Here is a 23,929-nt window from a genome sequence, read left to right as displayed (position 1 = left end):
ATTGGAATGAACGAATAGTCAATTCATTGGGGGGCCCCAATGCGCAAGAATTTTCCCGTCACTGATGTCGAATATCCGGTCAGCGACGAGACGCTGATCGTTTCGCGCACCGATCTCAAGGGCAAGCTCACCTACTTCAACGAAGACTTCCTCGCCGCGGCCGGGTTCACATCGGCCGAGCTGATGGGCCAGCCGCACAATATCGTTCGCCACCCCGACATGCCGCCGGAGGCGTTCGACAATCTCTGGAACACGCTGAAGGCCGGCAAGCCCTGGCTCGGCGCGGTGAAGAATCGCCGCAAGAACGGCGACTTCTACTGGGTGCTGGCAACTGCTTCGCCGATCCGGGAGAACGGCCAGCTCAAGGGTTACACCTCGATCCGCACAAAACTGCCGGCCGATCAGCGCAAGCTCGCCGAGGAGGTCTACGCCGCGATCCGCGAGAAGAAGGCGCATGGTTATCGCGTCGACGCCGGCATCATCCGCCGCCGCTCGTGGCTCGACCGTTTCAGCGTCTTCACGAGGACGCTGAAGGCGCGTCTCGTCACGACCATGGCGCTCCAGGCGCTGTTCATGCTCGGGCTCGGCATCGGCGGCGCGCTCGCTTCCGGTGGTTCGGCCAGCCTGATCCTGTCGGCGCTGGCCGTCGTCGGTGCCGTCGTCGTCGGTTTCGCGGGCCTTGCAACCATGCGTGCGATCCAGGGGCCGATGCAACAGCTCAACGACACCCTGGTCAATCTCGTGCAGGACAAGCTCGACAACCGCATCGTGATCGAGCGCGACGACGAGATCGGCGAGGCGCTGCGCAACCTTCAGACCGTGCAGACCATCATCCGGTTCAGCCGCGACGAGGTGCAGGCGGTGCAGCGCCGCGCCGAGACGCAGCGCAAGGCCGACATGACCAAGCTTGCCGACGGCTTCGAGGCCGCGATCGGCGAGATCGTCGAGACGGTGTCGTCGGCCGCAACCGAGCTCGAGGCGTCAGCCTCGACGCTGTCCTCGACCGCGGGCCGGGCGCAGGAGCTGGCCACGGTGGTCGCATCCGGCTCGGAAGCAGCGTCCACCAACGTCCACTCGGTGGCGTCGGCCGCCGAAGAGATGTCGTCCTCGGTGCGCGAGATCGGCCGCCAGGTGCAGGACTCCTCCCGGATCGCGAGCGAGGCGGTCAGCCAGGCGCATGCCACCACCGAACGTGTCAGCGAATTGTCGCGGGCCGCATCGCGGATCGGCGACGTCGTCGAGCTCATCAATGCGATCGCCGGCCAGACCAATTTGCTGGCGCTCAATGCCACGATCGAGGCGGCGCGGGCCGGCGAGGCGGGTCGCGGCTTCGCCGTCGTGGCTTCCGAGGTCAAGGCGCTCGCCGAGCAGACGGCGAAGGCCACCGGAGAGATCGGCCAGCAGGTCGGCGGCATTCAGGCGGCGACGCAGGATTCGGTCAGTGCCATCGGCGAGATCAGCGGCACGATCGCGCGTTTGTCGGAGATTGCCGCAACGATCGCCGCGGCCGTGGAGCAACAGGGCGCGGCCACCCAGGAAATTGCCCGTAACGTTCAGCAGGCCGCCCAGGGTACCCAGCAGGTCTCGTCCAATGTCGGCGACGTCCAGCGCGGCGCCTCCGAAACCGGCTCGGCGTCCTCGCAGGTGCTGTCGGCGGCGCAGATGCTGTCCCGCGATTCCAATCGTCTCAAGCTCGAGGTCGGCAAGTTCCTCAACTCCGTCCGCGCCGCCTGAGGACAGCACGACGTACCAGCGTTGCACGCGCGCGTTATCGCGGGCAACGTTTTGATAAGCATATGCGGTGGCGCCCCGGCAGCGCGGCCGCACTTTGACGTGAGACAACATCGCGTTGCAGGCTTCTTGTATCTCTCGTGAGGGTCGATTCCTTCGTCCAGAGGAAGCGGCACTCGGGAGAAGGAAGCCAGCGGTGCATCTCAGAATTGGCACGGTCCTACCGGTCATCATTTCGGCGCTTGCCTTGATGGGAGTGGCGGCCACCGGCTACACGGCCATTCACGCCTACCACGACCGTCAGGAGGCCGAGATCTTCGTCGGCCTCAACGGCATTTCGCAATCGTTGCTGCACAGCGCCGGGCAGTGGGCGAAGGAGCGGGGCATGACCAATGCGGCGCTGAATTCGCCCGAGGTTCTTCCGGCCGATCGCCGCTCTGAAATCGATGCTGTGCGCGCGACGTCGGATCGGGCCTTCCGCGATGCCGTGCAGCGCTTGCGTGGCGTCACGGCGATGAAGGGCGCTGAACAACGCATCTCGGAAGCCGAACGGGCATTCCAAAGCTTCGAGAGCCTGCGCCGCAGGGTCGATGCGAATCTGGCCAAGCCTGGGTCGGAGCGGGACACCGAGGTGGTCAAGGCCTTTGCCCCGGCGATCACCGACCTGATCGAGGTCGCCGCCAACAGACTGCGCCTGACGCAGGAAACGCTGACCAGTTCGCCTTCGGCGGCCATGGCACGCCTCGTCGGCCTTCGGCACCTGACAGCGGAGATGGCAGAAAACGCCGGGCGCGAACGTGCGCTTCTCGGCGGGTTGATCAGTTCGCACGCGAAGCTCGCCGCGGACGGCATCGGCCGGATCGCGACCTTCCGCGGCCACGTGGAGCTCGCCTGGGAGACGGTTGCCCCGATCGCCGACCGCACCGACGTTCCGGCAGCACTCGCGCGAGCCATCAAGTCGGTGAATGAGGATTACTTTCAGACCTATGGCGCACTGCGTGCCGAAATCCTCGCCGCAGGTCCGAGCGGCGAGTACAAGATCGGCGGCCGCGATTATGTGAGCCGCGCGACGACGGCCATCAATTCCATTCTTGGGCTCGCGGATGCAATCGGCGCGGCGGCGGATACGGAGGCCGCCGAACAGGCGAAGGCGAGCGCCTCCAACCTGATCATCAGCGTTGCAATCCTGCTTGCGAGCCTCGGCCTCACATTGCTGAGCTTCTGGGTCGCGGTTTCCAGGATCGTGCGTCCGCTCTCGGCACTGACGGCCGCGATGGACGAATTGGCCGGCGGCAATTTCGCAGTGGTTCTCCCCGGGCTTGGCCGCAAGGACGAGGTAGGCGACATGGCTCACGCGGTGGAGACGTTCAAGGTCAAGGCCGAGCAGAAGGCGCACGAGGTCGCGGACGCCAAGATCAGGCAGGACCAGATCGCGGCCGAACAGCGCCGTGCCGACATGCACCGGCTTGCCGGTCAATTCGAGACTGCAGTCGGCGAGATCGTGGACGCGGTGAGTTCGGCGTCGACCGAGCTGGAAGCCTCTGCCGGCGCGATGAACGTGACGGCCGCGCGGGCGCAGAAGCTCGCCGTCACCGTCGCCGACGGTTCGGAGGAAGCCTCCGCAAACGTCCAGTCGGTCGCGTCGGCGACCGAGCAGCTGTCGTCGTCCGTCAACGAGATCAGCCGCCGGGTGCAGGATTCGGCGCGAATGGCCAACGAAGCCGTTGATCAGGTCCGGCTGACCGACGGGCATATCGACGGATTGTCGAGAGCGGTCGCGAAGATTGGCGACGTCGTCGAACTGATCGACCAGATCGCGGGGCAGACCAATCTCCTCGCGCTCAACGCAACGATCGAGGCGGCGAGGGCCGGCGAGTCCGGTCGCGGCTTCGCGGTGGTGGCTTCCGAGGTCAAGGCCCTTGCCGCGCAGACCGCGAAGGCGACCGGTGAGATCGCGCAGCAGATCACCGGCATTCAGTCGGCGACCCAGGAATCCGTCGCGGCGATCCGCGACATCGGCGGCACCATCGCGCGGCTGTCCGAAATCGCTGCGGCCATTGCCGCGGCGGTGGAGGAACAGGGGGCGGCGACGCAGGAGATCACACGAAACGTGCAGCAGGCGGCCAAGGGCGCCCAGCAGGCCTCGTCCAATGTCGGCGAGGTCGAGCGGGGGGCCGCCGAGACCGGCGCGTCGTCCTCGCAGGTGTTGTCGGCGGCGCAGATGCTGTCCCGCGACTCCAATCGCCTCAAGCTCGAGGTCGGCAAGTTCCTGAACGCGGTCCGCGCCGCCTGAGACAGGCCGCCGCATAGCTGCGATGTCGATTTCGCAGTGCGGTAGCAGGGAAGTGAATGCAGGATAGTTCTGCTTATTAGCGTTTCCGGCGGTGCTCGGGTAAAGGGGAATGGGGATCGCCGTGGGGGCAGATTCCGTATTCTCATCTGACCCGGATTTGCCTGGCGCATGATTGCTCTGGTCCGTATTGCCCTGAGCCGGCCCTATACGTTCGTCGTGCTGGCACTCTTGCTGCTGATCATCGGACCGCTCGCGGCGCTGCGGACCCCGACCGACATCTTTCCGGACATCCGCATTCCCGTGATCGGCGTGGTCTGGCAGTACACCGGCCTGCCGCCGGACCAGATGTCGGGCCGCATCACCACGCCGTTCCAACGCGCGCTGACGACGACGGTCAACGACATCGAGCACATCACGGCCAATTCCTACAACGGCTTTGGCATCATCAAGATCTTCTTCCAGCCCAACGTCGACATCCGTACCGCCAACGCCCAGGTCACCGCGATCTCGCAGACGCTGATCAAGCAGATGCCGCCCGGCGCGACGCCGCCCTTGATCCTGAACTACTCGGCCTCCACCGTGCCGATCATCCAGGTGGCGCTGTCGGGCGACGGCCTGACCGAGCAGAACCTCGCCGATATCGGCATCAACAATCTGCGCACGCCGCTGGTCACCGTGCCCGGCGCGGCGATCCCCTATCCATTCGGCGGCAAGCAGCGCCAGGTCCAGATCGACCTCGATCCCACCGCGCTGCAGGCTCGCGGCCTGTCCGGCCAGGACGTCGCCAATGCGCTCGCCGCGCAAAACCTGATCACGCCGGTCGGCACCCAGAAGATCGGGCAGTTCGAGTACAACATCCAGCTCAACAACTCGCCGCTTCGGATCGACGAGCTCGGTAACCTCCCGATCAAGACCGTCAACGGCGCCATGGTCTATGTGCGCGACGTCGCCACCGTGCGCGACGGCAATCCGCCGCAGACCAACATCGTCCATGTCGACGGGAACCGCTCGGTGCTGATGATGGTGCTGAAGGCGGGCGCGACCTCGACGCTCGACATCATCGCCGGCATCAAGCAGAAGGTCATCGACGTCAAGGACCAGCTCCCCGACGCGCTCAAGATCGGCTTCATCGGTGACCAGTCGGTGTTCGTCCGCGGCGCGATTCAAGGCGTCGCCGTCGAAGGCGTGATCGCGGCCCTGCTCACCAGCGTCATGATCCTGTTGTTCCTCGGCAGCTGGCGCTCGACCATCATCATCGCGGTCTCGATCCCGCTGTCGGTGCTGGGCGCCATCATCATGCTGTCGGCGATCGGCGAAACGCTCAACATCATGACGCTCGGCGGGCTCGCGCTCGCGGTCGGCATCCTCGTCGACGACGCCACCGTCACGATCGAGAACATCAACTACCACCTGGAGCAGGGCAAGCCGGTCGAGCAGTCGATCCTCGACGGCGCCAACCAGATCGTGACGCCGGCCTTCGTGTCGCTGCTGTGCATCTGCATCGTGTTCGTGCCGATGTTCTTCCTCTCGGGCGTCGCGCGCTTCCTGTTCGTGCCGATGGCGGAAGCCGTGATGTTCGCGATGATCTGGTCGTTCATCCTGTCGCGCACGCTGGTGCCGACCATGGCGAACTATCTGTTGCAGGCGCATGTCCATCACGAGGGCGGGCCGCCGAAATCGCGCAATCCGCTCGTCTGGTTCCAGCGTGGCTTCGAGGCACGGTTCGAGCGCATCCGCGGCGGCTACCATGGCTTCCTCGGGCTGGCGCTGGCGCACCGCGCGGTGTTCGTGATCGGCTTCCTCTGTGTGGTCGGCGCATCCTTCGCGCTGGTGCCGTTCCTCGGCCGCAACTTCTTTCCCGCGGTCGATGCCGGCAACATCCTGATGCATGTCCGCACCCAGGTCGGCACCCGCGTCGAGGAGACCGCCAACCAGCTCGCCGACGTGCAGAAAGCGGTCCGCAAGCTGATCCCAGGCGAGATCGAGACCATGACCGACAACATCGGCATGCCGATCTCCGGCATCAACATGACCTACAACAACACCGGCGTGATCGGCCCGCAGGACGGCGACATCCAGATCAAGCTGAGAGAAGGCCACAAGCCGACCGAGGAACACGTACGCGTGCTGCGCGAGCAGCTGCCGCGACTGTTCCCCGGCGTCAGCTTCGCGTTCCTACCCGCCGACATCGTCAGCCAGATCCTGAATTTCGGCGCGCCGGCGCCGATCGACCTGCAGATCCGCGGCGCCAATCTCGCCGCCAATTTCGCTTACGCCAACAATCTGCTGGCCAAGGTCCGCCGGATCCCAGGCGTTGCCGATGCACGGATCCAGCAGTCGCCGAACGCGCCGACCTTCAACATCGATGTCGACCGCACCCGCGCGCAATATGTCGGCCTGACCGAGCGCGACGTCACCAACAGCCTCGTGGTCAATCTCGCCGGCTCCTCGCAGGTGGCGCCGACCTACTATCTCAACCCCGAGAACGGCGTGTCCTACTCGATCGTGATGCAGACGCCGCAGTACCAGATCGATTCGCTCAGCGCGCTGCAGACGCTGCCGATCACCGCGGCCGGCAATGCGCAGTCGCCGATCCTCGGCGGCATCGCCGACATCAGGCGTTCGAGCTCGAGCGCGGTTGTCTCGCAATACGACATCCAGTCGATGGTGCAGATCTTTGCGACGACCTCGGGCCGCGATCTCGGCGCGGTCGCCGCCGATATCCGCAAGGTGATCGCCGACACTGCCAAGGAAGTGCCGAAGGGCTCTTCGGTAGTGCTGCTCGGGCAGGTGCAGACCATGAACAGCGCCTTCACCGGCCTGTTGTTCGGTCTGCTCGGTGCCGTCGTGCTGATCTATTTCCTGATCGTCGTGAACTTCCAGTCCTGGTCCGATCCGTTCGTGATCATCACGGCGCTGCCGGCCGCGCTCGCCGGCATCGTCTGGATGCTGTTCGCGACAGGGACGACGCTGTCGGTCCCCGCGCTCACCGGCGCCATCATGTGCATGGGCGTTGCCACCGCCAACAGCGTGCTCGTGATCTCCTTCGCGCGCGAACGCTACGAGGAGCTCGGTGATCCCATTGCCGCCGCGCTGGAAGCCGGCTTCGTCCGGTTCCGCCCGGTACTGATGACCGCGCTCGCCATGATCATCGGCATGGCGCCGATGGCGCTGGGGCTGGGCGAGGGCGGCGAGCAGAATGCGCCGCTCGGCCGCGCCGTGATCGGCGGCCTGATCTTTGCAACCTTTGCCACGCTGATGTTCGTTCCCGTGGTATTCAGCATGGTCCACAAGAAACAAGGCGCCAAAGCCGCCGCCCCATTGGAGACCTCGCATGTCGCCCACTGAACCCCGCTCGCCGGTGTCGCACCGGAAACTGGGCATCTTCGGCGTGGTGGCGCTGATCGCGGCCGGCCTCGTCGTCGGCACCGGTATTCGCGCGCGCGAGGAGCAGGGCTCCCAATTGAAGGAATGGACCGATGATCAGGCCGTTCCCAGCGTCGCGGTAACCCAGCCCAGCGCCAAGGCGCTCAATGCTACCATCGATCTGCCGGGCCGGCTGGAAGCCTATTATCGCGCCCCGATCTTCGCCCGCGTGTCGGGCTATCTGAAGAGCTGGAGCGCCGATATCGGTGCCCGCGTCAAGGCCGGGCAGGTGATCGCCGAGATCGAGGCGCCGGACCTCGATCAGCAACTGCTGCAGGCTAGAGCCGACCTCGCCAGCCAGCAGGCCAGCGCCAGGCTGTCGGAAGCGACGCTGAACCGGCGCAAGACGCTGGTCGCCTCCAACTTCGTCTCGGCGCAGGAGATCGACGAGCGCACCGCCGATCTCTCCAACAAGAATGCCGCGGTCAATTCGGGCAAAGCCAATGTCGAGCGGCTGGAAGCGCTGGCCGGCTACAAGAAGATCACCGCGCCGTTCGACGGCGTCGTCACCGCGCGCGACACCGATGTCGGCGCGTTGATCAATGCCGGTGGCGGCTCGGGCCCGGCGATGTTCGTGATCTCCGACATCACCAAGCTGCGCGTCTACGTCAACGTGCCCCAGAACTACGTGCCGGCGATCAAGATCGGCGCCAAGGCCACCATCGCGCTGCCGGAGTATCCGAACCGGACGTTCCAGGCGACGGTGGAGGCGTCCTCGCAGGCCGTCGACGTCGCCTCCGGCACCACGCGCATGCAACTCGGGCTCGACAATTCGAACGGAGAGCTGATGCCCGGCGGCTATGCCAGCGTCAAGCTCAACCTCCAGCGCGATTCCGCGCCGCTCAGCATCCCCGCCAGCGCGTTGATCTTCAACAGCAACGGGCTGCGCGTCGCGACCGTCGGGACTGATGACAAGGTGCTGTTCAAGCCGGTGACCATCGCCCGCGACCTCGGCCGCGAGATCGAACTCGCCTCGGGCATATCAGCGGACGACCGCGTCATCACCGCGCCGCCGGACGGCCTCTCGGACGGCGATGCGGTGCGCGTGGTCGGCGCCAAGGCCAAGCCGGCGACCGCGTCGGAAAAGCAGGCGCCGAAGGGGTAGGGCGGTCTCGTGCCCCGGACGCAGCGCAGCACGCAGTGATGCGCTGCAGAGCCGGGGCCCATCTCTCCTCAGAGTACAGTGTCGCTTTCTGGGTCCCGGCTCTGCGGAGCGGCACTTCGCGCCGCACCGCGTCCGGGACACGAGAGATCACGCCACGCGCCACTCCGGCACGCCGTCCGCAGCCATGGCGATCTCCCCGAGCGATCCCACCGGCGTGCGATCCATGTTCAGCAGATGCGCCAGCGTCGCGCTATCGCTCGCCGGCACCCGCGCCAGCGTGCGCCTATCATCTTCCGTCCGCAGCATCACCACGCCGTGCTCGACCTCGCCGCCGCGGCCGTAGAGCACCGTAAAGCTCTCGACCTTGCCCTTGCCCGAGGCCTCCGTGATGAACTCCGGCACCGCGCGCTTGTTGCGATCGGCCTCGCCTTGCACGCTCGTCTCCTGCGCCAGCGCCTCGCGCGGCGGCGCCTTCGCCACCACCAGTGCGTGATGCTTGGTGACGAAGCCGCCCTGGCCATAGAGCAGGCCAAGCTTTGCGCCGTCACGCACACGCCGCACCATCGCGCAGGCCGCATGCGTCATGTAGGTGTTGAGCGGCGCGCCGAAGAAGGTGAGGCCGCCGGTCACGGTCGGCTGCACGTCGGCGCCGAGACCAAGCGTCCGCCGCGCCATCTTGGGCACGCAGGGGAAGCAGCTATAGAGCTCGATGGCGTCGAAGTTTTTGCCATCGCCGCCGGCAAGGTCCATCACCGCTTTCAGCACCGCGTTCTGCGGATGGCTCTCGTAGAACTGGTCGCGCAGGAGATAGTCGCGCGGCTCTTCCGCCGAGGCCCCGCCGAGCGGATAGACCAGCTTGCTCTCCGCGATACCGAGCGTACGCGCCTTGGCGAGGCTGGTGACCAGCAGCGCACCGCCCATGTTGACGCTGGGGTTGGCGACCATCAGCTTGTTATAGGGCCAGGCGATCAGCCGGTTGTCCGCCGTCGGCGTCGTGATCTCCTCCGGCGCATAACGCCGCTTCAGCCAGGCATTGGGATTTTGCGCGGCGGCTTCCGAATAGCGCGACCATAGCGTGCCTGATTCCGCCATCGCCTCGCGCGGCGTCTGGCCCCAATGCGCGGAGGAGGCGGCCTCGTAGAACGGATAGACCGTGACGGGGCGGAACACGCCGAGCTTCACCGCCAGCGGCTTCTGGAACGCCGCACCGCGCTTGGGCTCCTCGACATCATGGGCGAACGGCGTCCACGGCAGCTTTGCCCCAGTGCGCTCGGCCTTGGTTGCAGTCGACTGCGCCTCGGCACCGCAGACCGCGGCCACGGTGCATTCGCCGCGTGCGATGCGCTTGGCCGCCTCGTGGATGTAGCGGATCGGGCTCTCGCCGCCGACCGGGCCGTAATAGCAATGCGAAGGCGTGATGCCGAGGCGCTGCGCCAACAGCTGCTCCGGATCGCGGTAGCGCCAGCTCAGGAAGTTGACGACATCGAGCGACTGCACCTCGCCCAGCAGCTTTGCGCCGGCATCTGTTTCCGCGCGCCGCAGCGCCTGCTCCAGCAGGTCGAGCGGCTCGAGGCCGTCGGTGATCTCCTTGGGACGGTCAACGATCTCGCCGATGCCGACGATGACGGGGATGCGGTCAGGGGAAACGGTCGCCATTGTTCTTGCTTCTTCACTCTCTCAGACATCTCAGACCTCATCCTGAGGAGCCTGCGAAGCAGGTGTCTCGAAGGATGGGCCGCGGGCTCTCATGGTTCGAGACGGCACTTGCGCGCCTTCTCACCATGAGGGTCTACACCTACTCCGCCACCAGCGCGTTCATGTGCTCAACGGCTTCGGCGAAATCTTCCTTGAACTCCTGCACCACCGCGCCCGCCGACTTCACGCTGTCGACCAGCCCGACGCCCTGGCCGACGAAATAGCTGACGAGGTCGCGCGCCTTGGCGTTACCGCTCGCCGCCGCGTGATCGATCGAGTTGAAGGCGTCGCGGCTGATGACGCTTTGCAGCGGCATCGGCAGTGCGCCAGGGCTGTCCGGCGCGCGATCCCAGGCATCGGTCCAGACCGAGCGGAGCTGGCGCGCCGGCTTGCCGGTGCGGCCTTTCGAGCGGACTGCATCACGGGAAGAGGCCGCGATCATCTTCTCGCGAAAGATCTCCGTGGTCTCGGCCTCCACCGTCGCAAGCCACACCGAACCGGTCCAGGCGCCGGCCGCGCCCATCGCCATGCACGCCGCCATCTGCCGCCCCGTCATGATGCCGCCGGCCGCCAGCACCGGCACGTCGCGGATGGGCTTGATCGCCTTGATCACCTCGGGCACCAGCACCATGGTCGAGACCTCGCCGCAATGGCCGCCGGCCTCGGTGCCCTGCACCACGAGAATGTCGACGCCGGCCGCGACCTGACGCAGCGCGTGCTCCTTGGCACCGACCAGCGCCGCAACGGGGACGCCGTGCTTCTTGCCCATCTCGATCATGGCCTTCGGCGGCACGCCCAGCGCATTGGCGATCAGGCGGATCGGATGATTGAAGGACACCTCGAGCAGCTGCAGCGCTGTCTTTCCGTCGAACGGCTGCGGCTGATCGGCTGCGACCTCCGTGGTCGTCAGCTCGATATTGTACTTCTTCAGGAGCTCGCGCGTGTAGGTTCGGTGCTCCTGCGGCACGCGCGCTTCCAGGCTCTTCCAGGTGACGTCCTTCTCGCCCGCGGTCGAGATGTTCTCAGGGATCAGCACGTCGATGCCGTAGGGCTTGCCGTCGACGTGATCGTCGATCCACTTCAGCTCGCGTTCGAGCGTATCGGGCGTGTGCACGGTGGCGCCGAGCACGCCGAAGCCGCCGGCGCGGCTGACGGCGGCGACGACATCGCGGCAATGGCTGAAGGCCAGCAGTGGGAATTCTATGCCCAGCATGTCGCAGATCGGCGATTTCATGGCTCTCTCTCCCGGCGGCCTTCGCGTTCTCGTTGCTTTCGTGCGCGAAGCAAGGTGACGCTAGCTGATCGTCACTCACGATGACAGGCCGGATTCGGCGAGGCATCTTGTGTGTAGACGTCGCGCTCTACCCGCAGGCCGCGGCGTCCTGGGTGACGCCGTCATTCCGGGGCTCGCGTCAGCGAGAACCCGGAATCCATTTTTCAGAGCGTTCCCGGCGGCGCGACGGATTTTCGGGCTCGCCCCTGCGGCCCCGGCATGACGGGGAGGAAGCTTGCCATGACGAAACGGTGAGACGCCCCGCCCGGCAATGCAGCTCGGAGGGCTTGTCATCGGCCATTCGCGGGCTAATTAATGCAGGCGCATCTTTCCGCCGGAGCCCCTCGCATGACCGACACCCCCGCCTACGTGCCGCCCAAGGTCTGGACCTGGAACAAGGAAAATGGCGGGCAGTTCGCCAGCATCAACCGCCCGATCGCCGGTCCCACCCACGACAAGGAGCTGCCGGTCGGCAAGCATCCCTTCCAGCTCTATTCGCTGGCGACGCCGAACGGGGTGAAGGTCACGGTGATGCTGGAGGAACTTCTGGCGCTCGGCCACAAGGGGGCCGAATACGACGCCTGGCTGATCAGAATTGGCAACGGCGACCAGTTCGGCAGCGGCTTCGTCGACATCAACCCGAACTCCAAGATCCCCGCGCTGATGGACCGCTCCGGTCCGGAGCCGATCCGGGTGTTCGAGTCCGGCTCGATCCTGCTTTATCTCGCCGAGAAGTTCGGCGCCTTCCTGCCGAAGGACATCAAGAGCCGCACCGAGGCGATGTCCTGGCTGTTCTGGCAGATGGGCAGCGCGCCCTATCTCGGCGGCGGTTTTGGCCATTTCTACGCCTATGCGCCGACCAAGATCGAATACGCCATCGACCGTTTCGCGATGGAGACCAAGCGCCAGCTCGACGTGCTCGACCGGCGCCTTGCCGACAACGAATATCTCGCGGGCAAGGAGTATACGATCGCCGACATGGCGGTGTGGCCCTGGTACGGCGCGCTCGCCAAGGGGCTGGTCTATGGCGCCGGCGAATTCCTCTCGGTGCAGGACTACAAGAACGTGCAGCGCTGGACCGACCAGATCGCGCAGCGCCCCGCCGTGAAGCGCGGCCGCATGGTCAACCGCGTCTCGGGCGATCCCGCCAGCCAGCTGCACGAGCGGCACGATGCGAGCGATTTCGAGACGAAGACGCAGGACAAGATCGAAGCGGCGACGTAGGCGGTGCTCACTCTCCGCGAGTCCACTGCGTAGGGCGGATTAGCCGCAGGCGTAATCCGCCATCTTCGTCACGCGAAAGTCGGCGGATTACGCTTCGCTAATCCGCCCTACGATCTTCCGTAGCAACCATTAAAGCACGCCCGATTTCCGCGAGCATGACGCCGTGCTTGCGGCCGTCAAGGCGTGGCCTGGCGGCAGTCGACGTGAGGTGAGACGAGCGCGACGGCCATCCTTGACGGCCGCGACGCGCGGCGTCGTCTTGACGGCAGGTCGGGACGAAGAAACGGTCGCCTGATCGAACAAAGAAACGAGATCAGGTGACGGACACACTCGCGGTTCTAGGCGGTTCGGCGACCCACGGTGTTCCGCGGGCGACGACGGCGTTGATGATGACGATCAGCTTCCTGGCACAGGCGACCAGCGCGCGCTTGTGGCCCTTGCCGGCGGCGATCAGCCGGCTGTACAGGGCCATGAGCTGCGGATTCCAGCGGAAGGATGCCGGAAGAGCTGCGGTGTAGAGCGCCTGACGCAAGCGCTGGCGTCCGCCGTCAATCCTGCGGGCGCCGACATGCTTGCCGCTGTCGTCATCGTACGGCGCAAGCCCGGTGAGGGCTGCGGCTTGCTCGCGGGTGATCTGACCGATCTCGGGCATCCTGATCAAGATGGCAACCGCGGTCGGCAAGCCGCTGCCGCCAACGCTGTAGATCAGATCGAGCCGTGCGGCGAGATCGCGATGCTTGCGGATCGCTGCCACCAGGGCCTTGAACTCGGCTCGTCTGTGCTTGGCCAACAGAGCGATCTGCTCCTTCCAGAACTTCTGGATACGTTCGTCAGGGCAGCTCTCCAGCCGATTCTTGAGCTTTGCGATGTCCTCCTTGATCTGGTCGATCATCGTCAGATGCACGGCAAAAGGCTGCAGCCGGGGGTCTGGAGCGGGATGGATCTTCTTGACCGCGGCGGTGCAGGCCGCAATCAATGCGGCATCCATTTTGTCGTTCTTGGCCCGTTGCAAATGGAACGTGGCATAGGCGCGGACCTGGATCGGCTGAAACACGATGACGACAAACCGCTGGCGTCGCAGTTCGGCGACCGCCGCCTGCTCGTAACCACCGCTTGCCTCGATCCCAACCCGCTTGACCTTGTGGCGCTTCAGCCACTCCACCAGCTCCTGGTGGCCTTCCGCCGTGTTCTTGACCTGCAGCTCCTCCGAACTGCCATCGAGCGCCACGTCGAGCTTATCTTTGCTGGTATCGATTCCAGCACAGATCGTGTTACGTTTGGCCATCTTCCTCGACCCTCCCTTGTGATGCGAACCTGAAGTTCGTTCAACCATGCGGGTCCCGATGAAGTGCCGACCGCGATCTTGCTACAAAACGCAGCCCTCAAGGCTTCGGTGGGCATCGATCCGATCGATCGGCGGCCCAGCTCGGGCGGCCACCCGGGCTGGGCCATTCCTCACGGAACCAGGCCATTCTAATCCGGCGCGCTAATACAAGGGTGGGCAAAGCGAAAGCGTGCCCACGCACTTCTTGCAACAGAGAGATGGTGGGCACGGCGCGCGAAGCGCCTTTGCCCACCCTACGGCATCTGATCACGCCATGCTCAGCTCGTGGCGTCCCACAACCATCCAGTGCACCTCGTCCGGGCCATCCGCAAAGCGCAGATGGCGGACGTCCTGATACATCTCGGCGAGCGGGGTCCAGTGCGAGATGCCGGTAGCGCCGTGCATCTGGATCGCCTGGTCGATGATCTTGCAGGCGCGCTCCGGCACCATGGCCTTGACCATGGAGACCCAGACGCGGGCCTCCTTGTTGCCGAGCACGTCCATCGCCTTGGCCGCCTTCAGCACCATCAGCCGCATCGCCTCGATCTCGCAGCGCGCCTGGGCGATGATCTGCATGTTGCCGCCGAGATGGGCGATCTTCTTGCCGAAGGCTTCGCGGGTGAGGCCACGCTGCACCATCAGATCCAGCGCCTTCTCGGCCTTGCCGATGGTGCGCATGCAGTGATGGATGCGGCCGGGGCCGAGGCGGAGCTGCGAGATCTCGAAGCCGCGGCCTTCGCCGAGCAGCATGTTCTCCTTGGGCACGCGCACATTGTTGAAGCGCATGTGCATGTGGCCGCGCGGGGCGTGGTCCTGCCCGAACACGTACATCGGGCCGAGCACCTCGACGCCGGGCGTGTCGCGCGGCACCAGGATCTGCGACTGCTGCTTGCTCGGCGCCGCGTCCGGATTGGTCTTCACCATCACGATCAGGATCTTGCAGCGGGGATCGCCCACGCCGGAAATGTAATACTTCTCGCCGTTGATGACCCATTCGTCGCCGACGAGCTTTGCAGTCGTCGAGATGTTCTTTGCATCGGAGGAGGCGACGTTCGGCTCGGTCATGACATAGGCCGAGCGAATCTCGCCGTTGAGCAGCGGCTTCAGCCACTTCTCCTTCTGCTCCTTGGTGCCGACGCGCTCCAGCACCTCCATGTTGCCGGTGTCGGGCGCCGAGCAGTTCATGCTCTCGGACGCCAGCGGGCTCTTGCCGAGCTCGGAGGCGATATAGGCGTAATCGAGATTCTTCAGGCCTTGGCCGGTCTCATCGTCGGGCAGGAAGAAGTTCCAGAGGCCCTCCTGCTTGGCCTTGTTCTTGGCCTTTTCCAGCACCTCGAGCTGCTTCGGCGTGAAGCTCCAGCGATCCTCCTTGCCTTCGCCCGCCTTGGCGAACTCGATCGACATCGGTTCGACGGTGTCGCGGATGAACTTCTTGACGTGATCATAGAGCGGCCGGACCTGGTCCGACATCCGGAGGTCGTTGAGCTCGTCGCCGGGGTTGAGGGTGTAGTTGGTGGTGCGGGGAATATAGGTGTGTTTTGTCATTGTTCCTCCCGGGGACGCTGAGATCGTTCTGGTCACGAGAATAGTCGCAGCGCGGCCAAAGTGCGAGCGCGCATTTTTCACGCGCAGCCATGCCACGCGATGGAATATCGCTGGGTCGTTTGAAATGTTGTTTGAATGGCGTGGAGGGCGGCGCTCCCTCGCCGGTGTCGTCCCGGACAAGCGAAGCGCAGATCCGGGACCTCCGCGCGAGCGCTTGGCGCTCGTCGCGATGCCACAGGGAGTGGTTTGGCGATGACTCGGAGTTGAGAGCTTCGTGCCCTCATTTCTCCCTGTGGTTATGGGTCCCGGCTTTCGCCGGGACGACACCGAGTGTGTAGCTCAGCTCGGCATCCGATGCATCGCGCAGATCTTGTTGCCGTCGAGGTCGCGCAAATAGGCGAGATAGAGCTTGCCGCCGGGGCCCTGGCGGATGCCGGGCGGATCCTCGATCGATTTTGCGCCCGCCGCGATCCCGGCTGCATGCCATTTGTCGACCTGCTCCGGTGAATTGCAGGCAAAGCCGATGGTGCCGCCATTCGCGCAAGTCGCCGGCTCGCCGTTGATCGGCTTCGACACCGAGAACACGCCGGTCTTGGTGATGTAGAAGATGCGGTGGCCGTCGACCCTGGCCGGCCGCACTTCGAGCGTGCTCAGCAGGTCGTCGTAGAACGACTTGGCCTTGTCGAGGTCGTTGGTGCCGATCATGATGTGTGAGAACATTTGCCCATTCCCTTCTGCGCTGACAAAACGAGAAGCCGTAGGGTGGGCAAAGCGCAGCGTGCCCACCACGACATTCGAAAATGCTCACGGTGGGCACGGCGCAAGAGCGCCTTCGCCCACCCTGCGAAATCTCAGAACGCCGTATAGCCGCCGTCGATCACGAACGTATCGGCCGTGTGATACGACGACGCCTTGCTCATCAGATAGACCGCGATGCCGCCGAAATCGGATGCCTCGCCGAAGCGCCGCACCGGAATCCGCGGCATCACGTTGGCGACGAATTTTTCGTTGGCCATGAGACCCGACGTCATGTCGCTCTTGATCCAGCCCGGCAGGATCGCATTCGCGGTGACGCCGTGGCGGGCGAGCTCGACGCCGAGCGCGCGCACCAGCGCGTTGATCGCGGCCTTGGTTGCCGCATAATGCTCGTTGCGCGCGGTGCCGAAGATCGAGGCGAGGCTCGAGGTCGCGACCAGCCGGCCGAAGGGATCGCCGGCATTGGCGCGATCGGTCATGTGTCTCGCCGCGGCCTGGAACGCGTGAAACACGCCGTCGAGATTGGTCGCAAACATCGTGCGCCATTCTTCCTCGGTGCGCTCGATGAAGGAACGCCGGCCGCCGCCGCCGATGCCGGCATTGGCGAAGCAGCCGTCGACCCGGCCGAAAATGTCGAGCGTCGCCTTCATCGCGGCGTTGACCGAGGCCGGATCGGTGACGTCGCAGACGCGGGCATCGACCTTGCCTGATAGCCCCGCCATGCTCGCGGCCGCGGCCTTGTTCTTGTCGGCATTGCGGCCCCAGATCGAGACATTGCAGCCCTGGCTGGCGAGCGCCCGCGCGATGCCGAGGCCGATACCGCCATTACCGCCGGTGATCACGGCGACGCGGCCGGAGAGGTCGAAAAGGTTCATGCCGCGTTTCCTGTTTTTGGGCGAGACATCTTGGGATGCGGCGCATCAGCCGCTGCGCGCAAGATTGCTTGCTATGCTCTGATCACCATGGACAAGACCGCGCCAAAAATCAAATATGCGCCCCGACAAAACGAATTCCGGTCTGCGAAACTGACGCAGGCCACAACTCACGAGGAAACCATGCAGTTCAAACACGTCACGCTCGATTTCGATGGCTCGGTCGCGGTCCTCAGGCTCGACCATCAGGAGGTGATGAACGCGGTCTCCGTGGATATGCTGGGCGGTCTTGCCGAGGCGCTCGATGCGATCGAGGAGAAGAAGGATGAGGTGCGCTGCGTGGTGCTGACCGGCGCGGGCCGCGCCTTCTGTACCGGCGCCAATCTGCAAGGGCGCAACAACCAGTCGAAGAAGACCAAGGCCGGCCTGACGCTGGAGACCGGCTTTCACCCCTTCCTGCGCTGCATTCGCAATCTGCATTGCCCGATCGTCACCGCGGTCAACGGTCCGGCGGCGGGCGCCGGCATGAGCTTCGCGCTGCTCGGCGACATGATTTTGTGCGCGCGGTCCTCGTACTTCCTGCAGGCTTTCCGCCGCATCGGTCTCGTGCCGGATTGCGGCTCGACCTGGCTGTTGCCGCGCCTCGTCGGCCGGGCGCGCTCGATCGAATTGTCGCTGATGGGCGAGCGGCTGCCGGCCGAGAAGGCGCTGGAATGGGGCCTCGTCAACCGCGTCTATGACGACGGTGTGCTGATGGAGGAGGCGATGAAGCTCGCGCGCGATCTCGCCAGCGGCCCGACGGTGGCGCTGTCGCTGATCCGCAAGCTCTATTGGGACAGTCCCGAAAATTCCTTCGAGGATCAGCTCAACCTCGAATTCCAGTGCCAGCTCCGCGCCGGCGACACCCAGGATTTCCGCGAGGGCGTGGGCGCGTTCCTGGAGAAGCGTCCCGCGCAGTTCAAAGGCAAATGATCGAGACTGAGCTTTCGCGCAGCGTCCAACGCTGGTGCAACGGCGCGACCGGCGCGACCTCTGCGGCCAAACTGTCGGGCGGTGCCAGCCAGGAAACCTGGCGCTTCGACATCACGCATCCCGATGGCGTGATCGGCGCAATCCTGCGCCGCTCGCCGAAGGGGTATGGCGCAGCGCCGACGCGCGCGGCGGGCCTTGCGGCTGAGGCGCAGCTGATGCAGCTCGCTTATGAGGCCGGCGTGCCGTCGCCGCGGGTAATGCATGTGCTCGTGCCGGAAGATGATCTCGGCACCGGCTTCATCATGCAGCGGATCGAGGGCGAGACCATCGCGCGCAAGATTCTTCGCGATGACGAATATGCGGCCGCGCGGCCGCATCTGGCGCGGCAGATCGGCGGCATTCTCGCAGGCCTGCATCGACTGCCAAAGGACAGGCTGCCCGAGCTGCGCAGCAGGTCGGCGACCCAGGAGATTTCCGAGTTCGAGCGCGACTATCGCAGCCTGAACTGGCCCAAGCCGGTATTCGAGCTGGCGCTGCGCTGGCTGCGCGACAACGATCCCGGTCCGTCGGCCGAGGAGACGCTGGTGCACGGCGATTTCCGCAACGGCAATCTCATCATCGGCCGCGATGGCGTGCGCGCCGTGCTCGACTGGGAGCTCGCCCATCTCGGCGATCCCATGGAGGATCTCGGCTGGGTCTGCGTCAACTCCTGGCGCTTCGGCGAGATCGACAAGCCCGTCGGCGGTTTTGGCACACGCGAGGAGCTGTTTGCGGGCTACGAGGCTGCCGGCCGCAAGGTCGATCAGGTGCGCGTCAAATTCTGGGAAGTGATGGGCACGCTGCGCTGGGGCATCATGTGCGGCGGCATGATGCAGCGCTTTCGCGAGGGCCCTGACCATTCCATGGAACGCGCCATGATCGGCCGCCGCGCGAGCGAGACCGAAATCGATCTGTTGCGGCTCTTGGCGCCGCGCGGGAGCTGACGCATGCAGGACGAACCGACCCCGATCGAGCTGACCAAATCGGTCGCCGATTTCTTGCGCAACGACATCACGCCGCTGATCAGCGGTCACCAGGCCTTCAAGCTGCGCGTCGCCATCAACATCCTCGACCTCGTCACGCGACAGCTGACGCGGGAGGAGGGGAGTGATGCTGAGGAAGTGGCGCGCCTGCGCGCGCTGCTGGGCATCGACGGCTCGGTGACCGAACTCAACCACGCGCTCGCCGAGCGCATCGCCAAGGGCGAGGTCGACCTCGCAACGCCGGGCCTTGCCGAGCACCTGTGGGCGACCACGATGGACAAGCTCGCCGTCGATCAGCCGAATTACGCGTCGTACAAGCGTGAGCTGGGGCGGGGCGGGTAGGCGGCGCCCCGTCATTCCGGGGCGTCGCGTAGCGACGAGCCCGGAATCCGTTGATCCGCGCGTTCTGCCGCCCGATGGATTCCGGGCTCGCGCCTGTCGGCGCGCCCCGGAATGACCGCGCAAAGCGCGGTCACTTCCCCACCCATTTCGGCGGCCGCTTCTCCGAGAACGCCTTCGGGCCTTCGATGTAGTCCTGCGAGGCCACCATCGCCTTCACCGCCGGATACTCCCGCTGTTCCTCGATCGCCTGCTCCAGCGAGACGCCGAGTCCCTTCTGGATCGCCTGCTTGGACGCGCGGATCGACATCGGCGAGTTCTTGGTGATCATGTCCGCCCAGCGCAGCGCGCCCGACAGCGCTTCGCCCTGCGGCACGACCTCGTTGACGAAGCCGAGCTCAAAACCTTCCTTGGCGCTGACATGGCGCGCGGTGAGGATCATGCCCATGGCGCGCTTCAGCCCGATCTGCCGCGGCAGCCGGTGCAGGCCGCCGGCGAGCGCGGCAAGGCCGACGCGCGGCTCGGGCAGGGCGAAGGTCGCATTCTCCGAGGCGATGATGAGGTCGCACGCCAGCGCGATCTCGAAGCCGCCGCCCATGGCGACGCCGTTCACCGCTGCGATAACAGGCTTGTCGCAGTCGAAGCGCGCGGTGAGGCCGGCAAAGCCGCCCTTGTCCCAGCCGCGCTTGCCCCCCGCCGCCTGCCACTTCAGATCGTTGCCGGCGCAGAACGCCTTGTCGCCGGCGCCGGTGACGATCGCGACCCATTGCTCGGCATCCGCGGAGAAATCGTCAAATACCTTCTGCAGCTCGAAATGCGCGTCGGTGTGCAGCGCGTTGTAGACCTCGGGACGCGACAGTGTGACGATCGTGACCGGCCCCTTGCGTTCCACTCTTGAGAATTTCAGCTCCATCGCGCGCTCCCGCATTTTCTCGTCAAGGAATATTGACCGCATACTACCGCGCGTCGGCGCTGGAGCACCATCGAATTGCGCTGATGCGCCTTGCGCGCGTCACACGCCTCGCTTTGCTTGACTTGCACGCGCTCTTCTCAGCTTAATCGCACGAAGCCGAAACGCGCCTAGCGCCTTAACGCAAAACGATAAAATCAATCCGGGAGAGAACCTGTGGATTTCTCATTGCCTGCCGATCTCGTCGCCTATCTCGCAGAGCTCGATCGTTTCATCGAACGCGAGATCAAGCCGCTGGAAGAGGCCGACGACAACATCCGCTTCTTCGATCATCGCCGCGAATGGGCGCGCACCGATTTCGAGAATGGCGGCCTGCCGCGCCATGAATGGGAGGCGCTGCTGCGCAAGGCCAAGGATCTCGCCGATGCCGCCGGGCATCTCCGCTTTCCGGTATCCAGGCAGTATGGCGGCAAGGACGGCTCCAACCTCTGGATGGCCGTGATCCGCGAGCATTTTGCGGCGAAGGGTCTCGGCCTGCACAACGATCTCCAGAACGAGCACTCCATCGTCGGCAATTTCCCCGTCGTCACCATGCTCGACCGCTATGGCCGCGACGACCAGAAGGCGATGATCGACGGTTCGATCAAGGGCAAGTACCGCATCACCTTCGGCCTCACCGAGCCGCATCACGGCTCCGACGCCACCCACATGGAGACGCGCGCGGTGCCCGCGACCCGCGACAACGTCAAGGGCTGGATCATCAACGGCGAGAAGATGTGGACCACAGGCATGCACGTCGCGACGCACTGCGCGCTGTTTGCGCGCACCAGCGGCAATGACGGCGATGCCCGCGGCATCACCTGCTTCCTGGTTCCGGCCAAAAGCCACGGCGTCAAGGTCGAGGAGTACATGTGGACCTTCAACATGCCGACGGATCATCCGCGCGTCAGCTTCACCGACGTGTTCGTGCCGGAGGACGCGCTGTTCGGCGAGGTCGGCCGCGGCCTGTCGCTGGCGCAGTGCTTTGTCCACCAGAACCGTATCCGTCAGGCGGCGAGCTCGCTCGGCGCGGCCGTCTATTGCATCAACGAGAGTGTAAAGTATGCGCGCGAGCGAAAACCGTTTGGCCGGGCGCTGGCCGAGAACCAGGCGATCCAGTTCCCGCTGGTCGAGCTTGCCACGCAAGCCGAGATGCTGCGCCTTCTGATCCGCAAGACCGCCTGGGAGATGGACCAGCTCACCGAGGAGCAGATCGAGCGCACGCTCTCCGACCGCGTCTCGATGTGCAATTACTGGGCAAACCGCCTCTGCTGCGAATCCGCCGACCGCGCCATGCAGGTCCACGGCGGCATGGGCTATTCACGCCACAAGCCGTTCGAGCACATCTACCGCCACCACCGCCGCTACCGGATCACCGAAGGCAGCGAGGAGATCCAGATGCGGAAGGTCGCGGGATTCCTGTTCGGCTATATGGGGCCGGGGAAGCATTGACTGTTATCGCGCGTTCTCTCTCCGCGAGTCGTCCCCGCGTACGCGGGGACCCATAACCTCAGGGAGAAGTTTGTCGCGAACTGGTAACTCCGAGTCGTCGCCAAACTTCTCCCTGGGGCTATGGGTCCCGGATCTGCGCTTTGCTTGTCCGGGACGACAGCGGGATCAATTCACCCTTCTATCCTTCCCCGCCCAATACGGCTCCCGCAATTGCCGCCGCAAAATCTTGCCGCTCGGATTCCTCGGCAGCGCCGGAAAGAACTCCACGCTCTTCGGCGTCTTGTAGCCGGCGATGCGCGTCCGGGTGAAGTTGATGATGTCGGTGGCGCTCGCCTGTTTGCCGGGCTTCATCACGACAACCGCTTTCACCGCCTCGCCCCATTTGTCGTCGGGCACGCCGATCACCGCGGCTTCGGCGACGTCGGGATGATCGCACAGCGCGCTCTCGACCTCGGCGGGGTAGATGTTCTCGCCGCCGGAGATGATCATGTCCTTGATGCGGTCGTGGATGTAGAGATAGCCGTCCTCGTCCATATAGCCGGCATCACCGGTGCGCAGCCAGCCGTCGCTGCGCAGCGTCGACGCCGTCGCCTCCGGCAAATTCCAGTAGCCCGCCATGTTGGAGCCCGAGCGCGTCGCGATCTCGCCGACCTCTCGTGGCGGCAACGGCTTGCCGTCGACGTCGAGGATTGCGATCTCGATACCCGGCAGCGCCTTGCCGGCCGAGCGCATCCGCTCCAGCCCCTCGACATGATCCTCCGGCGGGAGCGCGACGATGGTGCCCGTGGTTTCGGTCATCCCATACAGCTGCACGAAGCCGCATTTGAAGACCTCGATGCACTCCTTCAGCAGCGCCGCCGGTATCGGTGAGGCGCCATAGAGCATGTATTTCAATCGTGAAAAGTCCACCGTCCTGGCGCGCGGCTGCCGCACCACGAACTGCATCGCCGCCGGCACCATGAACAGTTTTGTGATGCCTGATAGCTCGAAGAAATCCAAAACCTTGGTCGGATCGAACTCGCGCGCGATCACGCCGCGGGCGCCGTGATAGAGGCCCATCACGCCCCAGCCGGAGCCGCCGATGTGGAAGACCGGCATGGCCACCAGCGAGACGTCGTCGGTCGACCACCGGTTCCACTCCGGCTTGTCCTCGGCATTGCCTGATTGCACGAGGTTGAGGAAGTTGGCGTGGCTCAGCATCGCACCCTTCGGCTTGCCCGTGGTGCCGGACGTGTAGAGCTGGATCGCGATGTCTTTCGTGTCGATCGGCACCCCGGGATCGTCGCCGCTCTGCGCATCCCGCCACGCCGCAAAGTCCTGCCATTCCGGCGCGCCGCCTTCGGTGGTGATAACCGTGCGCACGCCCGGCAGCTGATCCCTGATCTGGCGGACCTGCGTGATGAACTCCGGCCCGACGAACAGCACCGTGGTTTTGCAATCTTCGACGATGAAGGCGACCTCGGGCCCCGCGAGCCGCCAGTTCACCGGCGCCGTCACCACGCCGGCCTTCATCGCGCCCATCAGCAGCTCAAAATAGAGGTCGCTGTTCTTGCCGAGATAGGCGATGCGGTCACCCTTCTTCACGCCCATCGCAATCAGCGCGTTGGCGACCTTGTTGGTCCTCGCGTCGAATTCGGCAAAGCTGGTGAGGCGGCCCTCGAACTCGTAGGCGATGGCGTTGCCGCGGCTCTTGGCGCGTTCGCGCACCATGTCGGCAAGAGTTGCCAATGGCTGTGTGGACATGTTTCTCCCGTGGCGTCTTGTTCTTATGCCCGGGAGTGTGGCGTCATCCGCGGGGGAAGACAAGGTGGCCCCGTTGTCGTCCCGGACAAGCGCGCCCCAAGCGCGCGCAGATCCGGGACCCATACGCCGCAGCAAGGATTTGGCGAAGACTCGGAGTGACCAGCCTCGCCTCGCACCTCTCCCTGTGGTTATGGGTCCCCGCCTCGCG

17 protein-coding genes are annotated in these 23,929 nt (G+C 65.1%); 9 read left to right on the top strand and 8 right to left on the bottom strand.

Translation table 11 applies throughout. The features are described from left to right. Positions 1–39 precede the first annotated feature (39 nt). The 4 genes from CIT37_RS28355 to CIT37_RS28340 all read left to right on the top strand — a co-directional run bounded on the left by CIT37_RS28355 (position 40) and on the right by CIT37_RS28340 (position 8,555). Positions 40–1,734 carry a methyl-accepting chemotaxis protein gene (locus CIT37_RS28355; RefSeq protein ID WP_095425348.1) on the top strand — a complete coding sequence of 565 codons (1,695 nt, stop codon included), beginning with the start codon at positions 40–42 and terminating at the stop codon, positions 1,732–1,734. 193 nt (positions 1,735–1,927) lie between these two features. Then, on the top strand, positions 1,928–4,024 hold the full coding sequence (locus CIT37_RS28350) for a methyl-accepting chemotaxis protein (RefSeq protein WP_038973708.1): 2,097 nt from the start codon (positions 1,928–1,930) through the stop codon (positions 4,022–4,024). Positions 4,025–4,192: 168 nt separating this feature from the next. Next, positions 4,193–7,372, top strand: coding sequence for an efflux RND transporter permease subunit (locus tag CIT37_RS28345; RefSeq protein ID WP_038973709.1), 3,180 nt, complete (start codon positions 4,193–4,195; stop codon positions 7,370–7,372). Beyond that, entirely contained in the window at positions 7,359–8,555 is a 1,197-nt protein-coding gene (locus tag CIT37_RS28340) for an efflux RND transporter periplasmic adaptor subunit (protein WP_038973710.1), read from the top strand. Before CIT37_RS28345 ends, CIT37_RS28340 begins: the two co-directional genes overlap by 14 nt. Before the next feature lie 147 nt (positions 8,556–8,702). On the opposite strand, the gene CIT37_RS28335 is transcribed toward CIT37_RS28340, so the two are convergent. After that, a complete protein-coding gene (locus CIT37_RS28335; RefSeq protein WP_095425347.1) occupies positions 8,703–10,211 on the bottom strand; it encodes an acetyl-CoA acetyltransferase in 1,509 nt (502 codons plus the stop codon). Positions 10,212–10,350: 139 nt separating this feature from the next. Next, a complete protein-coding gene (locus CIT37_RS28330; RefSeq protein ID WP_095425346.1) occupies positions 10,351–11,484 on the bottom strand; it encodes a nitronate monooxygenase in 1,134 nt (377 codons plus the stop codon). A gap of 387 nt (positions 11,485–11,871) precedes the next feature. Here CIT37_RS28330 and yghU point away from each other — a divergent pair, with 387 nt between their 5' ends. Beyond that, positions 11,872–12,747, top strand: a complete 876-nt coding sequence (yghU, locus tag CIT37_RS28325) for a glutathione-dependent disulfide-bond oxidoreductase (RefSeq protein WP_095425345.1) — start codon at positions 11,872–11,874, stop codon at positions 12,745–12,747. A 313-nt stretch (positions 12,748–13,060) separates the two neighbouring features. On the opposite strand, the gene CIT37_RS28320 is transcribed toward yghU, so the two are convergent. The 4 genes from CIT37_RS28320 to CIT37_RS28305 all read right to left on the bottom strand — a co-directional run bounded on the left by CIT37_RS28320 (position 13,061) and on the right by CIT37_RS28305 (position 17,247). Beyond that, complete coding sequence (locus CIT37_RS28320) at positions 13,061–14,032, bottom strand: IS110 family RNA-guided transposase (protein ID WP_049801720.1); 972 nt, start codon at positions 14,030–14,032, stop codon at positions 13,061–13,063. 306 nt (positions 14,033–14,338) lie between these two features. Next, positions 14,339–15,616, bottom strand: a complete 1,278-nt coding sequence (locus CIT37_RS28315; protein WP_028143270.1) for an acyl-CoA dehydrogenase family protein — start codon at positions 15,614–15,616, stop codon at positions 14,339–14,341. Positions 15,617–15,955: 339 nt separating this feature from the next. Continuing rightward, positions 15,956–16,336 (bottom strand): VOC family protein, encoded by a 381-nt coding sequence (locus CIT37_RS28310; RefSeq protein WP_028143269.1) that lies wholly within the window; start codon positions 16,334–16,336, stop codon positions 15,956–15,958. Positions 16,337–16,467: 131 nt separating this feature from the next. After that, positions 16,468–17,247: an SDR family NAD(P)-dependent oxidoreductase gene (locus tag CIT37_RS28305; RefSeq protein ID WP_095424973.1), complete on the bottom strand. Its 780-nt coding sequence runs from the start codon at positions 17,245–17,247 to the stop codon at positions 16,468–16,470. Between the two features lie 180 nt (positions 17,248–17,427). Here CIT37_RS28305 and CIT37_RS28300 point away from each other — a divergent pair, with 180 nt between their 5' ends. The 3 genes from CIT37_RS28300 to CIT37_RS28290 are packed head-to-tail and all read left to right on the top strand — an operon-like array spanning position 17,428 to position 19,580. Then, positions 17,428–18,216: an enoyl-CoA hydratase/isomerase gene (locus CIT37_RS28300; RefSeq protein WP_095424976.1), complete on the top strand. Its 789-nt coding sequence runs from the start codon at positions 17,428–17,430 to the stop codon at positions 18,214–18,216. Further along, positions 18,213–19,199, top strand: a complete 987-nt coding sequence (locus CIT37_RS28295) for a phosphotransferase family protein (protein WP_095424972.1) — start codon at positions 18,213–18,215, stop codon at positions 19,197–19,199. Before CIT37_RS28300 ends, CIT37_RS28295 begins: the two co-directional genes overlap by 4 nt. A gap of 3 nt (positions 19,200–19,202) precedes the next feature. Further along, positions 19,203–19,580 (top strand): DUF6285 domain-containing protein, encoded by a 378-nt coding sequence (locus CIT37_RS28290; protein WP_028143266.1) that lies wholly within the window; start codon positions 19,203–19,205, stop codon positions 19,578–19,580. Between the two features lie 130 nt (positions 19,581–19,710). Here CIT37_RS28290 and CIT37_RS28285 read toward each other — a convergent pair whose 3' ends face one another. Further along, complete coding sequence (locus CIT37_RS28285; protein ID WP_038947741.1) at positions 19,711–20,490, bottom strand: enoyl-CoA hydratase-related protein; 780 nt, start codon at positions 20,488–20,490, stop codon at positions 19,711–19,713. 213 nt (positions 20,491–20,703) lie between these two features. Here CIT37_RS28285 and CIT37_RS28280 point away from each other — a divergent pair, with 213 nt between their 5' ends. Further along, positions 20,704–21,978, top strand: coding sequence for an acyl-CoA dehydrogenase family protein (locus CIT37_RS28280; protein WP_038947742.1), 1,275 nt, complete (start codon positions 20,704–20,706; stop codon positions 21,976–21,978). Between the two features lie 165 nt (positions 21,979–22,143). Here the strand turns inward: CIT37_RS28280 and CIT37_RS28275 are convergent, their stop codons facing one another. After that, positions 22,144–23,721, bottom strand: coding sequence for a fatty acid--CoA ligase (locus tag CIT37_RS28275; protein ID WP_095424971.1), 1,578 nt, complete (start codon positions 23,719–23,721; stop codon positions 22,144–22,146). Positions 23,722–23,929 lie beyond the last annotated feature (208 nt).

The sequence above is a fragment of the Bradyrhizobium ottawaense genome, from assembly GCF_002278135.3.
Taxonomy (GTDB): Bacteria; Pseudomonadota; Alphaproteobacteria; order Rhizobiales; family Xanthobacteraceae; genus Bradyrhizobium; species Bradyrhizobium ottawaense.
This window is presented reverse-complemented; position numbering and strand designations above follow the sequence as displayed.